The organism is Cytobacillus sp. QJM3NY_8, from assembly GCF_056173585.1.
On record NZ_CM149681.1, the window covers coordinates 4,843,628 to 4,857,539 of the forward strand.

Annotated in this window: 8 protein-coding genes and 1 pseudogene; 4 read left to right on the top strand and 5 right to left on the bottom strand. The window is 35.1% G+C overall.

Translation table 11 applies throughout. From position 1 onward, the window contains the following. Nucleotides 1-282: 282 nt before the first annotated feature. Both AC0VZ9_RS24810 and AC0VZ9_RS24815 read left to right on the top strand, forming a co-directional pair. Complete coding sequence (locus AC0VZ9_RS24810; RefSeq protein ID WP_475396832.1) at nt 283-1,824, top strand: glycosyltransferase family 2 protein; 1,542 nt, start codon at nt 283-285, stop codon at nt 1,822-1,824. 74 nt (nt 1,825-1,898) lie between these two features. Beyond that, a complete protein-coding gene (locus AC0VZ9_RS24815) occupies nt 1,899-2,906 on the top strand; it encodes an acyltransferase (RefSeq protein ID WP_475396833.1) in 1,008 nt (335 codons plus the stop codon). Between the two features lie 34 nt (nt 2,907-2,940). On the opposite strand, the gene AC0VZ9_RS24820 is transcribed toward AC0VZ9_RS24815, so the two are convergent. From AC0VZ9_RS24820 to AC0VZ9_RS24840, 5 genes and pseudogenes are all read right to left on the bottom strand, one after another. After that, on the bottom strand, nt 2,941-5,358 hold the full coding sequence (locus AC0VZ9_RS24820) for a C39 family peptidase (RefSeq protein WP_475396834.1): 2,418 nt from the start codon (nt 5,356-5,358) through the stop codon (nt 2,941-2,943). A 220-nt stretch (nt 5,359-5,578) separates the two neighbouring features. Further along, nucleotides 5,579-6,379, bottom strand: coding sequence for a teichoic acids export ABC transporter ATP-binding subunit TagH (gene tagH / locus AC0VZ9_RS24825; protein WP_475396835.1), 801 nt, complete (start codon nt 6,377-6,379; stop codon nt 5,579-5,581). 16 nt (nt 6,380-6,395) lie between these two features. Then, nucleotides 6,396-7,205, bottom strand: a complete 810-nt coding sequence (locus AC0VZ9_RS24830; protein WP_475396836.1) for an ABC transporter permease — start codon at nt 7,203-7,205, stop codon at nt 6,396-6,398. Between the two features lie 90 nt (nt 7,206-7,295). Next, a pseudogene (locus AC0VZ9_RS24835) lies at nt 7,296-8,480 on the bottom strand (CDP-glycerol glycerophosphotransferase family protein); the annotation flags it as partial. A gap of 45 nt (nt 8,481-8,525) precedes the next feature. Next, nucleotides 8,526-11,843 (bottom strand): CDP-glycerol glycerophosphotransferase family protein, encoded by a 3,318-nt coding sequence (locus tag AC0VZ9_RS24840; RefSeq protein ID WP_475396837.1) that lies wholly within the window; start codon nt 11,841-11,843, stop codon nt 8,526-8,528. A 504-nt stretch (nt 11,844-12,347) separates the two neighbouring features. Here AC0VZ9_RS24840 and tagD point away from each other — a divergent pair. Beyond that, on the top strand, nt 12,348-12,746 hold the full coding sequence (gene tagD / locus AC0VZ9_RS24845) for a glycerol-3-phosphate cytidylyltransferase (RefSeq protein WP_475396838.1): 399 nt from the start codon (nt 12,348-12,350) through the stop codon (nt 12,744-12,746). Further along, complete coding sequence (locus tag AC0VZ9_RS24850; protein ID WP_475396839.1) at nt 12,739-13,911, top strand: CDP-glycerol glycerophosphotransferase family protein; 1,173 nt, start codon at nt 12,739-12,741, stop codon at nt 13,909-13,911. Before tagD ends, AC0VZ9_RS24850 begins: the two co-directional genes overlap by 8 nt. Nucleotide 13,912 lies beyond the last annotated feature (1 nt).

Below are 13,912 nucleotides of genomic sequence, written 5' to 3' on the forward strand. Positions count from 1 at the left end.
CTTTTTTTAGAGATATACTTAATTACCAAAATTTCTATCTGAATACTAATCTACCAAATTACGACAAAATCCTCTACCCTTTTTTTAAAATACCAATAAAAATATGTAAGTTATTTTACAAATTATACATTTGCTTAACATAATTAAACGGCTGATTTCGGGTATTATCCTTGATTAAATATACACAGCAGGGTTAAAACTATATATGTGCATTTATGTTATAATTTCGACAGAATCTGTTATATATGGCACCTATAATAAAAAGTTTAGGAGAGAAAAACTATGCATGCTCCATTTCGCCAAAAAGCAAGAGAGATAATCCAGCACAAGAACTTTGAAATAACAAATCATCCTCACAGCCTGAAAAATAAAATCTTCGGAAAACGAAAAAAAGTTACAGTTGTTACTGCAGCTTATAATGCTGAAAAGTTTATTAGCCGAACAATCGATTCTGTTATTAATCAGACGCTGGGTTTTGACCAGATTCAATTAATCGTAGTAGATGACCACTCCTCAGATAATACAAAAAAACTCGTCTCGGAATACTCAGCAAAGCACAAAAATATCTGTTTAGTTTCTCTGCATGAAAACACTGGATCTCCGGGCACACCAAGAAATATAGGGATTGAATTGGCCGATAGTGCGTATATCACCTTTTTAGATGCAGATGATTGGCTGGCTCCCGGGGGGCTGCAAGAGCTGTGTAATATTCTTGATGATACCGGTGATGACTATGTTGTAGGTAAAACCATTAAAGTCCAGTCTGCTTCACAAAGCATAATTGGGGAGTTTGCCTCCATAAAGGAAAGAAGGAGCATATCTCCATTTGATGTTCCTCACTTCTTTTACCATATGGGACCTACAGCGAGAATGGTTAGGCTTTCTCTAATTAAAGAAAATGATATTGGGTTTCCCGAAATGGTTTTTGCAGAAGATAAATTATTTTTCTTTGATGTATTGTTTAATGCTAAGGCTGTATCGACAACCACTAAACCAATCTATTACGCTAACCGGACAGATGAGAACACCGGCTCTCTAACTAGGGAAACCAATGTCCTGGACAAGAGAAGAGCCGATTTAAAAGTAATTGAGTATATCAAATCAAAGAACTTACCTGCTGACCATGAAAAAGTCGCTTTAAATAGGATTTATGAATATGATATCGTCAGAACATTTGACAGTATGCTTTTCGTAAATTCAAAAGAAAAACATGAATTTCTTGCTATTTTAGATGATGCTATAGAAACGACAAAAAACCTTCGATATGATTTCAGGGATTCATTCCATACACCTTTATATAAGGAAGCTGTCAATTTTTATATGGAAAACCGCACCGAAGATTTTATTAAACTTTTTACCTGGCTAAAAAAAGATAAAAACAAAAAATATGCTGTGATCAACAATTTACCTTACTATGAGGTCCCATATTTACATGATGAAAAAAAGCATATTGAAATTCCGATGCTGGCAAGAGCATTAGATTCTTATATTATTGATAATATTTATTATCAGGATATAGAAGTTTATGGAAGAGATATCAGTCAAATTAATTCGATTTTAATACGTGACCGCAATCGGATAGATAATGAAATACTTGTTGATTTCGTATGGAAAGATAATAACCTGGGATATTTCAAAGTAGACCTGGCTTCTCTGGATAAATTAACTGACTCTCTATTTACTATTTTTATAAGATACAACGAATACCAAATCATAAATATAAAGAGAATATTGAGCAATCAGATATCCTATAAAGACAGAACTATCAAATTCTATACCACCATAGCAAACAATTTAGGGTTATCAATCAAAGCAAAAGAATAATACTACTTGCCTTTTGTCATAACTTACACATCCTTGGTTATATTACACTTAAGACGTTTTAAAGGAGATTTAAATTGATTTTTTATGCAACAAAACTCAGAGCCATAGCTATAATAGGCGTGCTCTTAATACATATTTCCGCGCGCCTTGTCACACAGGATGTAGGTACATATAATTGGTGGATCGGAAATATTTTTAATAGCAGCAGCCGATGGTCTGTTCCCATATTCATCATGCTGAGCGGCATGCTCCTCCTGGGGAGAAAAGAGTCCCAATCACTGGTGATAAAAAAAAGAGTAACCAAGATTGCCTTGCCCTTTTTATTTTGGTCCTTTATCTATTTTGTTTGGATGTTTCGCTATGATATCGATGCATATTCCACAAAGGAGTTTCTAATACTTTTTTTTGAAGGAAGCATTAAATATCATTTATGGTATTTATACACCATCCTGGGTTTATATCTTGGCATGCCGCTATTCAAAGCATTGGTTCATTCAAAAAAAGCGAATATTCGATACATAATCGCTATTTCATTTTTAATCAGTGCCATTTTCACAACAATAGCTTTCTTATTTAATTTAAAGCCGGCTGGAGGTTTCGAGTTATTTTTGGGTTATGGCAGCTATTTTTTATTAGGTTATTATGCAGCAAATTCTGCAATATCCAAAAAGATATCCTTATTAATATATTCGGCAGGCATTATTTCCTTGCTGGCTACTATATTGGGAACATGGTTAGTCAGCAGCAGACAAGACTCTTTAAATCAAGTGTTTTATGAATATCTATCTATCACAACTCCATTTGTAGCTATCGCTATTTTTCTTTTCCTAAAACAATATGGAAACCGGTCTTGCGGTACAATTACCAGCCTTACCGCCAAATACAGCTTTGGTATATATCTTGTTCACCCTATTTTTCTGGATATATACAGAAGCAAAGAATTTATTGCAATGACTGGCATATCGCATGATTCTACACCTGTTTTCTATTATCTGGCATTTATGCTGCTGGCAGTATACGCTTCCAGCCTTTTAACCACAATGCTCATACATAAAATTCCTTATATAAGGCGCATAGCATGATAAAAACCTCCGGAAAATTCCGGAGGTTTTTATCTTATCTTACCACAATCGATCTTCTATCAAATGAGTCAAAAACTAAATTAAATTTACCTTCGCTTACTGAACTTACCCTTTGGCTGCCTACAGTATCCACAAATAAATATTGATTAGTCGTCTCATTATAACCTGTCAAAGCGATTACATGATACTCAACCGGTGCATAAAGACGATTCGCACCTGAATAATACCATTTCCATCTGAGCGGCCGGAATTTGTGCACGACCCATACCAGAACAGGATTTCCCTGACGCAGTTCAGATTTTATCCGTGATTCACTGATACCATTAATAACTTCGCTGTTAGGTCTGTATTTTTTTGCCTGAGCAATTAATCCTTCTGGGTAGATCAGATTAGGATCTCCCTGCTGGCTCCTGAAAGGTGAGCCAACATATCCCTTATATGGGTTGCTCGCATAGGTCATCGTTTTGCCCATATATGTTTTATCCAAATTATACCCTTTAAAGTTCAAAGCCTGTGTTAGCGATACTACTGAACAGCCCCAAGGCATGCCTGGATTTTGCATAATTTTAGGAACATTGAGGCTCATGCTCTCAAGCCTGCTCCAATGAGTTCCATATCGTGTTCCTGAACGGAAACTGTATAATCCAAGATTTTTCTCTGTGCCTTGCTCTCTTAGGTTAGCTGTTCTAATGATCCCGCTGCTTGTTATATTAAAGTAATATTTAATATTTTTAGCCCGATTAGATGCAGTAGTTTTTGGATAGTATTCATAAGCTTTTAAAACATTGAATGAATTCTCCTGACGAGTTAATGAACTAGTCATATACCCCGATTCATCATAATTATATATATATTTAACCTTTGGACCCTGTTTGCCATAAATAGCTTTATCATAATATGAGTAGCGAGCCACAATCCTTTTAGAATTCTTTGCTCTTTTAGATGACTGATAAACATATCCGTTTTTATTCAAATTAAATATATATTCAATATTGTTTCCTCTTGAATAAAAAGGCGTACTGCTGTAGTACTGATACCACGTCAGGATTCTCTGTGTGCCCTTTTCTCTTTGTGTCGCCTTGATTACATGCCCCGAGCGATTCAAGTTATAAAGATATTTGATATTCTTCCCGTGTGTTCCATAAACCGTCTTTGGATAATATTCATATCTGGAGGTGATTTGCTTTGTTCCCTGTTGCCTTTTGCTTGCTTGTGTTACATAGCCTTCATTATTAAAATTAAAGACATATAAGATATTGCTGCCATGATTGCCATATCTGGTTTTAGGGTAGTAATTATATCTTGCTGTGATTTTTTTGGTTCCTTTTTGACGTTTGCTGGCTTTTTCTATGAAACCTGAACTATTCAGGTCAAAGATATAAAGAATATTATCTCCATGATTGCCATACTCAGTATTCGGGTAGTATTCATACCAGGAGATAATTCTTTTTGTGCCTTTTTCACGCTTAGTGGCCTTCGTAATAACCCCCTTGGCATCAATGGCGAAAACATATTGGATATTAAATCCGTGATCACCAAATTTGCTATTAGGATAATACTGAAATCTTTGCTGAACTTTCTGATTTTCTTCTGCTAATTCAGCAGCCTCAGTCACATTACCGTTATGATCCAGTTCAAAGATATATTTAACTCTATTGTTTTTATTCTCGTAACTCGTCTGCGGATAATATTCATAATGACGGATAATTTGTCCCGATTCGTTTCTTTCTGCAGCTTCGACTATGTAATCCGCCTTCACATTATATTCCTGCTTCACTCGGTTCACATGATTTCCATAAATCGTATTCGGAAAGTATTCTATAAAACCAGTAGTGTTCTGAGTGCCTTGCTCATTTTCTTTTGCGTATTCAATAAAATTATCGGCAGAAATATAAAATATCGTCTTGATATTGGCCTCCGCATCCTTAACAAGAGTTTTTGGATAATATTCCTGGATACTAATCAACTTGCCATTATCAAATACTTCAGCATAGATTATTTCGCTGCTGTTATTCAAATAATACTTAATATTTCCCTCTTCTACAATATTATCTGACAGACTTGTCGAAACAGCCTGCTGGGACGAAGGTGGAGATTTTTCATCTTCAGATTCAATTTTATCATCAAGAGTGGAGTCTGTATTTGACTCTCCCTCTTGATTAGCAGGGACATTCTCTATTTCCTCTTCTTTTTGTTCCTCCGCTAAGCCTTCTTCTACAATAGCATCCTCTTCAACTTCTTCCTCACCACTATTCACAGCTGGGACATTTGGTTCAGTCTCAGAAGCGGCAGGCTCATTAACAGAACTCGCAGTATCTTCTGTTTCCGCTTTAGGATCGGATTCATTCTTCTGCTGATTCACGTTATTAACTGATTCAGCCTGTACCGCAGGAGCTATACCTGTAAATAAGAGTACAATGCTAAGCATTGCAGCAATTATTTTCCTTGCCATCTTTCCCCTTCCTTCCACATAAATTTCCAATATTTTCACCCATAGTCTAGTTTACAATAAACCTTATTCTCTTAAAAGTTCTTTTAATATTAAATACTTTTCTATCATAATATAAAAATAATACAGCCGTGCTCTCGGTTTTACCCATTTAAGCAGCGGAAACTTATATTCCAGCAGGTGCAAAACAAAAAAACTGCTGCCGTAATGGGCAGCAGTTTACTTATACCGTTGCAGGCACACTTTGTTTGGATAATGCGTTCTGTCTAAATTTCTTTTGCTCTTCTTTTGTCATGGCCTTATAATCTTTTAGGAATTTTTCATAGGCAGGTATGACTTCTTTAACATCACCGTACATCTTTAACTCCCCAAACTCCAGCCATACTGCCTTTTCGCAAAATTGTTTCATTTGTCCAATAGAGTGGCTGACAAAAAACATGGTCTTCCCTCTGGCTTTGAATTCTTTCATCTTGGCGAGCGACTTTTCAGCGAAAGCCTTATCCCCAACAGAAAGGGCTTCGTCTATGATTAATACATCCGGGTCAATATTTACAGAGATAGAAAAACCGAGACGAGACTTCATACCGCTCGAATAAGACTTTACAGGCTGGTCTATAAATTTACCCAGCTCAGAGAACTCAATAATTTCAGGCTCCAAATTCTTTATTTCATTTTTATTAAATCCAAGCATCAGCAATTTCAATTCTATATTTTCACGGCCTGAAAGCTCATTATTCAGACCGGAGGCAACAGCAATTAAAGCAGTTTGACCTTTTACCTCCACCGAGCCGGAAGTTTCAGGAATAATGCCTGCGATAATATTCGAAAGAGTCGATTTACCGGAACCATTAATTCCGACAAAACCGATAACGTCCCCTTCTTCTGCTTCAAAAGAAACATTTCTTAAAGCATAAAAATCTTCGCCATAACTTTTAGGCAAAAGAATATCCAGCAGCTTTTCAGAGTTTTTATTGTATAGTTTGTATTTTTTTGTCACATTATTAACGATTACGGATTTGGCCATTTATAACACTTCCATTTTATAAAAAGTCGACAAAATGCCTTCTGAATTTAACATGAATGGATGATCCCAAGATATAAAGAAATATTACTACGGCCCAGAAATAGATCGTCAGCTGATATTCTGTAATAATATACCACTCTTGTCCAAGCAATGCAGCACGATATCCTTCAACCAAGTAATACAATGGGTTCAATTTCATGATTGTCTTTATAGGACCAGGCAAGCTCATGGATACCCAAAGGATAGGCGTCAAATACAATAGCATTCTCATCAGTGATTGCACAACCATCTGAACATCCCTAACAATAGTTGCCAACGTGGATGTAACCAGGGAAATGGATACCAGCAAGGCTACCGTTGCAAATAGAAAGTATGGCAGCTGAAGATAATAAATGCTAACCGGGAACCCTAGAAACTGTAATATCACAATTGTAAATCCAAGAAGAAATATATGCGGATACAGTTTTGAAAATATTACGTATGTTGGAATAACACTTAACGGAAAGCTCATCTTTGAGATCATGCGTATTCTTGAATAGATTGATTTTGACCCTTGTACAATAGAGGGCTGAATGAAAAACCATAGTATAATTCCTGAAAGGAGCCAAGGAAAAAACGGAACACCATTTCCTGCCTCCCTGCCTTCTCTGATAATAAATCCAAATACGAACCAATAAATTGCAATTTGGATTCCCGGATTTAGTATTTCCCAGAATAGCCCAAGGTAATTATTATTATTTTGACTTTTTAATTCATAGAGCGAAAGCCTTCTAACTAAATAAAAACTTTCAATTTGTTCTTTAAGAACTTTTATTGCAGATTTCATAAAAAGTACCTTCCTAGTCAGCTTTCTTACTTAACGTATTAGATTATACACTAAATTACAGAATGAAAAAATTCCATTTAATTCTAGTATCTAACTGAAGACTTTCTCAACAACTCTTTTGCTGGAATCTCCTGATTCCAGATAACAGAATTTACGGTAAAACTCTTCAAAGTCATCCGGAAGCTTATAATCGCTCTGCTCTAATTTTAATATCTCAGTGATGCATTGTTCCGTCGTCTTAACAAGGGGTCCAGGAGCAGAATTCTCAAAATCAAAATAAAAGCCCCTAAGTTTATCCCGATATTCTTCAATATCATATACATAAAAAATCATCGGCCGCCTCAAATTTGCATAATCGAAGAAAACGGATGAATAATCTGTTATCAGCAGATCTGAAATAAGATATAGCTCACGAATATCTTCATGGTCAGATAAATTATACGCGAATCCCTCGTATAAGGACAAATCTATATTTTCTGCAATTAAATAATGCATTCTTAGCAGCACGATATATTCATTGCCCAGCTTTTCCCTCATCAAGTCCAAATTCAGCTTCAAATTAAATTTATATTTACCGACTTGATAAAACTCATTGTCTCTCCATGTTGGAGCATATAAAATGACTTTTTTTCCAGAAGGAATTGATAATTTTTTCTTTAAACTCTCAATCGTCACGTTATTATTGCAATTGTATAAGAAATCATTCCTCGGATAACCTGACTCAATCATGGTCTTCTGAAAATCAAATGCACTCCGGAAGATATCTGATGAATAGCGATTGGGTGAAACAAGATAATCCCACCTTGCTGATTCCTGAAGGAAGTTTTCCTTGTACTTTTCAGTTGTAGTTCCCGGCATATGAACTTCATCGATATCAGCAGCTAATTTCTTCAGAGGTGTCCCATGCCAGGTCTGAACATATACAGTATGCTTCGGTTTCGGTATCCAGCCTGGCATCCTGCTATTAAACACCCAATATTTTGCCCGGGCCATTACAAACAGCCATTTCAGAGAAAACCTGTGAAGGACCCTTACTCCCTTGTCCTCAAAGGATGAAGAATATCTGGGATCCACACTCCAATACATTTCGTATTCCGGACGGTTTTCTTTTAAAAACTCATATACAGCTCTCGGATTACAGCTATATTGTTTTCCTAAAAAGCTTTCAAATACTATAATTCTCTGGTTTGGCGGAAATTTCCCTATCAGCCTAAACAATAGTTCATACGCCTTTTTAGTGAAATTTAGCCTTTTTAATTTTATCAGCATGTTCTTTAACATTGTTTAGTGATTACCTTCTCCCTAATTCCCGTATTTACCTTAATTAAAGAAACGGTCAACAACCCTTTTAGAAGCATTCCCGTCTTCAAGCGGACAATACTTATCCCTAAAAGCAGTATATTTAGGTTTATATTCCTCTTTAACATGATGGATATTTTTCACAGCATTTGTTATATCATCCGTATTAAATAGGAATGGGCCTGGAGCTTCTTCTTCAAAGTCCATATAAAAACCGCGAATGTCATTTTTATATTGTTCAAGATCATATGTGAAAAACAATAACGGTTTTCCGGTATTCGCAAAATCAAACATAACGGAAGAATAGTCAGTCATTAAAAGATCGCTAATAAGGTAAAGTTCCTGGATGTCCGGATAGCTTGATACATTATAAACAAAATCCTTAAGATCATCTGGAATACTTAATTTATTGCTTATTACGACATGCATCCGCATGAGAAGGATATATTCATTACCCAACTCTTCTTTAAGCTGATGCAAATCCATATTTAAGCTGAACTGAAATTTATTCTTTCCCTTTGTTTCGTTATCCCTAAATGTAGGAGCATATAATATGATTTTTTTATCTGCAGGTAATTTCAGCTGTTTTCTAATCCGATTTGCGAATTCCTGCTGGCCTGAATGATAAAACAAATCATTTCTTGGGTAGCCAACTTCAAGCATTTCCCCATTATAACGGAAAGCACTCCTAAAAGCATTAGTTGCATACTTACTAGGAGAAATCAGATAGTCCCAGTTTTTTGTCGCACTATGGACACGCTCCAAGTAAGTTTCATCTCTTCCCTGAATATTTTCAATATCAAATAGCATTTTCTTTAAGGGTGTACCATGCCAGGTCTGAATATAAGTTGTTCCTTTTCTCTTGTTAATATAAGTAGGAAAGTTTTGATTGTTAATCCAAAAACCTGCTCTGGCCAAATAATAATAATATTGCGGGCTCAGCCTTTTAACTTTAATAGTGCCCGGATCATTAAAACGGATGTTTTTATTTATTACCCAAACCTTCTTATAATCCAAGCCTCTTTCCACAATTTCTTCATAAATGTTTCGCGGGCTGTCCGCATACTGCTTTCCTACTCCGCTTTCAAATAAAATCAGCCTGTTATCAACAGGTAAGATGATTTTTGCAAGATAATAAAAAGCTTTCATGGCTGGAAAATAATATTTGCTTCTTCTAAACCGATTAAAAAAGCTGATTAAGATATCAATTTCCGAAAGTTTTTGGATAACATTCTTTTTGATTTTAAAATCCCTGACTGCCGTGTAAATTCTTTCAGCTGATTTTTGATCCCTGTACATCAAAAATTTATCTGCTTTTGTTTTGTTTTCTTCTGATGCCTTAAAATTATTCTCGGTGTAATCTCTAATTTTTGAAAGCAGCTGATGCGGATCATCAAAGATATCACCAGGCAAATCATTATCCAAATCGAGATGTGATGGCCTTTTTCCAATAAAACGATCCCTGTCAAACTGATAATATAAAACCGGTTTATATAGGAAACTAAAATCAAAAGCAACACTTGAATAATCAGTTACCATCAGTGCACTTTCTTTCAGCAGGTGCTGAACGTCTACTTCCCCCTGGTTAATTACTTTAACAGGGGCATCCTGGAAAAACGAAGTAAATCTTTGCATATTTGGATGGAGGCATAAAACAATCTCCAGGCTATACTCTTCCTTTAACGCATGGAGTTCAGGATTGTATACAAGCTCTCTGTATCTCTGAAAGTATTCACTTTCCAGGAAATCTGCCTCTGTTACTATCCAATCTCTCCAGGTGGGAATAATCAATATCTGTCTTTTTAACTCCACATCCTGATCAAATAGCCGGTCAAATCTGGACAAACCTGTTATCATCACTTCATCTTTATCGTAACCAAAGTCGTTTACAATCATTTCTTTTTCAAATTTAGAGCTGACAAGGAACAGATCTGTTTTAAAACCAGGTGCTTTCTTTCCATAATTGGCAATCATATTTTTGGTACCCATGACCCCATGCTGAAGGAAAACCTTAATCCCGCTGACAGCTTTCTTAAATCTTCTTGTTCGAACCGGATATAGATAGTCAGGATGATGGGAACCGATAATCCGGCTTGCCATTAGACTTTTCAGGATATGCTCCTTTGATTTAAAAATGAGAACATTCCCCAGCGGTTCTACATTTCTGCGCTCAGGTGAATCCTCTTCGATCACATAATACACGTTTTTTTCCGGATGTGCTGTTCTCATATACTTGAAGAAATGATATCCAGTGTCCTGTGCTTTATACGGACGTTCACCAATCAGCCAAATATCCTTAGTCTTTCCGAGTAAATTGTAAAGCCATGAAAACCTTAATTTTTGCTGTAAATACTTAAATGTGCTCTTTTCAAATTCAAAAATCTCCAAAGATAAATTTGAAGCCTTAAAGGTATAATAAGGAGTAATGATATATGCCTTATTTTCAAGAAAAGCATAACATTCTTTTAGAAAATGCCTCGCTCTAAATGCCGGTCTGCCTACCCTTAAATAGGTTTCCTCAGGCTGATCGTGAAAGTCCAGCTTTAAAAACAGGTCATAGACATCTTCTTTAATGTTCTGAAGAACTATATATTCTTCAAAATTTATTAAGAACGAATAGAAATAACGATGCAAGCCATATTTTGCTTCCGTTTCCTCTTTATTTAATTGAAAGGATAAAGGAAGCTCGATCTCTGTCCCATGGTTTCTTCCTTTAAGGATGACCGTACCGTCCAAAATTTCTGAGCCTTTAGAAAATAACTTCCCTTCAACCTTTAAGCTTTTCTTCATTCCTTTAATCTTATCAATTTGCAATTTAGTCTTTAAATCAGGAACCTTATCTAAAAGAAGAGAAAGATTCCCCTTTTCCGTTAGATAGCAAATTCCGGTATGCCCGTCTGCATAGACTGATTGAATCCCTTTTATATCAGTTGTTTTAAAACGGCCCAGCCTGATTAAATATTCTGCTTTCTCAATATTGCCTTCATTAATAAAGTCAGCTTTCTCCCTTAGCTTATCAGCTGCAGCTTCACTCAATTCACTGACAGGAACATTAATCTTAAGAAACCAATCGAAGTTTTCATCCTCACATTCTTTAATTAAAGAAATTAAATGCTTTAAATTAGCATTAAATTTAAAATTATTTCCCTCATAAGAATTCAAAGAAACTTTAAATTCCTTTTCCGTTTGCCGTGACTTCAGCCATAACTCTTTTACTTTGTAGTAATCCAGTGATAAAGAGCCTTCAATAGCAAGGGTTTCTTCATGCTGATGAATCGTTATTTTTTCTTTTAACGCACGTGTATTCTTATTACGTTTAAATACGTTTTTAAAGTACATATTTTAATCACCATTCAATTCTGTATTGAGGTATTTTTTGCAATATCCTAATGATAAAACTTTTTATGTTTTTCTACAACTAATGCAATAAAAGCTTATTATGAAGCGAATTCAACCTTATCGTTTCCTATATAGAGCCATAATAAGCATATAAAGCAAATGAGCACCCCAAAAAAAGCCTTTGGGATGCTCAAAAAGTTAATTAGTTAAATCAAGGGGTACTTAAGTAAAATATACCAGTTCAACCAGCAATACAGCTTGAAATCACCTGCTATATACTTTAAAATGGAATAAGCGTGCTCGTATTTTATACATTTTTCGACAAAGTGACCTTAAGAATTTGTATTTTCAGTATACTATACTTTTGTAAATAAATGATTAAATGGCTGTAAAGACTTTGTAAGACTTTCGTTTAAAACTTATGATAGATTGTTTATATAATAGATTTGAAGGTTAACAGGAATTAAATATCCGAGTATTAATTCTGTTTAGGAGGAGTTATATATGAAGAAAGTAATCACGTACGGAACTTTTGATTTACTCCACTGGGGCCATATTAACTTACTAAAACGCGCAAGTGAACTTGGCGATCATTTAACAGTTGCCATTTCTTCTGATGAATTTAATAAATTAAAAGATAAACAAGCTTATCATAGCTATGATAATAGAAAAATGATATTAGAATCAATCAGATATGTCGATAAGGTAATTCCAGAAAACAACTGGGAACAAAAAATTCAAGACGTAATAGAAAATGATATCGATATCTTTGTAATGGGCGATGATTGGAAAGGCAAATTCGATTTTTTAAAAGACTACTGTGAAGTAATCTATTTACCACGAACAGTTGGCATTTCAACTACAAAAATCAAAAAAGATCTTTTCAAAGTGCAAAATGGTTAGGGAACTGGCAATTTCCATTTACCTTTTTACTTTCTCACTAATATTTAAATTAAGCAGTATCGTATCCTTAAAAAGAAAAGTATTGTTTGTCGTTTCCTTTAGCGAAAACAATATAAATATATATGAAGAATATCAGCGACAAGAGCATTCTTGTCGCGCTATTTTTTTAACAACAAAGAAAATGTATCCTTTGTTTAAAAAATATAAAGGTGCCGACTGTACTGTACTGCTATTTGAGCCATCTTCACCCATTCAATATATTAAAGGCATTTATCACCTTGCCACATCCAAAGTCATATTTGTGGATAATTATTACGGTTTCCTTTCTTCGATTAAGTTCAGGGAAGGCGTTACCTGTATTCAGCTTTGGCATGCAAATGGTGCAATTAAAAAATTCGGACTCATGGATCCGTCAATTGAAAACAGGTCAGAGAAAGCCAAAGAGAGATTTGTAAAGGTATACAATCAATTTCACAAAGTCGTGGCAGGCTCTGATGAGATGAAAACCATCTTCCAAAAGGCGTTTGGTGTTCGGGAAGAAAATTTCATGCTAACCGGAATTCCACGTACGGATATCTTTTTTAATACTGAAGAAATAGAAGGAATTAAAGATAAGTTACTCAAAAAGTACCCTTCTTTTAGACAAAAAAAGATTATCCTATATGCCCCCACTTTTAGGGATGATAATCTGGACGATTATGAGATTAGAATTAATTTTGATCTTATGAAAGACAAATTAGGTGAAGAATATCTGCTGCTCTTAAAACTTCATCCCGCGATTAAAAATAAAGTTGCCATAACTGAAAACCAGGCCGACTTTGTCGTTGATGTATCCGGGTATTCCAATACAAATGACTTATTGTTTATTACCGATTATTTAATTACTGATTATTCTTCCATTCCTTTTGAATTTTCATTATTAGAAAAACCCATGATATTCTTTCCATATGATCTGAGTAAATATGTAAAAAAGCGGGGAACTTGGGGAGATTACGAGGAAATAATGCCTGGTCCGGTTGTTTATTCCACAAATGATATTATCCATGCCATTAAGAGCAACAATTTTAATTATGCAGAAATAAGGGAATTCAAGGAAAAGTGGAATAAGTATTCAGACGGGAACGCAAGCAAAAGAATCGCAGATATTATTTCATCGATTATATAAA

Excerpts from the sequence above, each read along its gene's own strand:
- AC0VZ9_RS24810 (WP_475396832.1), top strand. The coding sequence starts at position 283 with ATGCATGCTCCATTTCGCCAAAAAGCAAGAGAGATAATCCAGCACAAG.
- AC0VZ9_RS24820 (WP_475396834.1), bottom strand. The coding sequence starts at position 5,358 with ATGGCAAGGAAAATAATTGCTGCAATGCTTAGCATTGTACTCTTATTT.
- tagH (WP_475396835.1), bottom strand. The coding sequence starts at position 6,379 with ATGGCCAAATCCGTAATCGTTAATAATGTGACAAAAAAATACAAACTA.
- AC0VZ9_RS24830 (WP_475396836.1), bottom strand. The coding sequence starts at position 7,205 with ATGAAATCTGCAATAAAAGTTCTTAAAGAACAAATTGAAAGTTTTTAT.
- AC0VZ9_RS24840 (WP_475396837.1), bottom strand. The coding sequence starts at position 11,843 with ATGTACTTTAAAAACGTATTTAAACGTAATAAGAATACACGTGCGTTA.
- tagD (WP_475396838.1), top strand. The coding sequence starts at position 12,348 with ATGAAGAAAGTAATCACGTACGGAACTTTTGATTTACTCCACTGGGGC.
- AC0VZ9_RS24850 (WP_475396839.1), top strand. The coding sequence starts at position 12,739 with ATGGTTAGGGAACTGGCAATTTCCATTTACCTTTTTACTTTCTCACTA.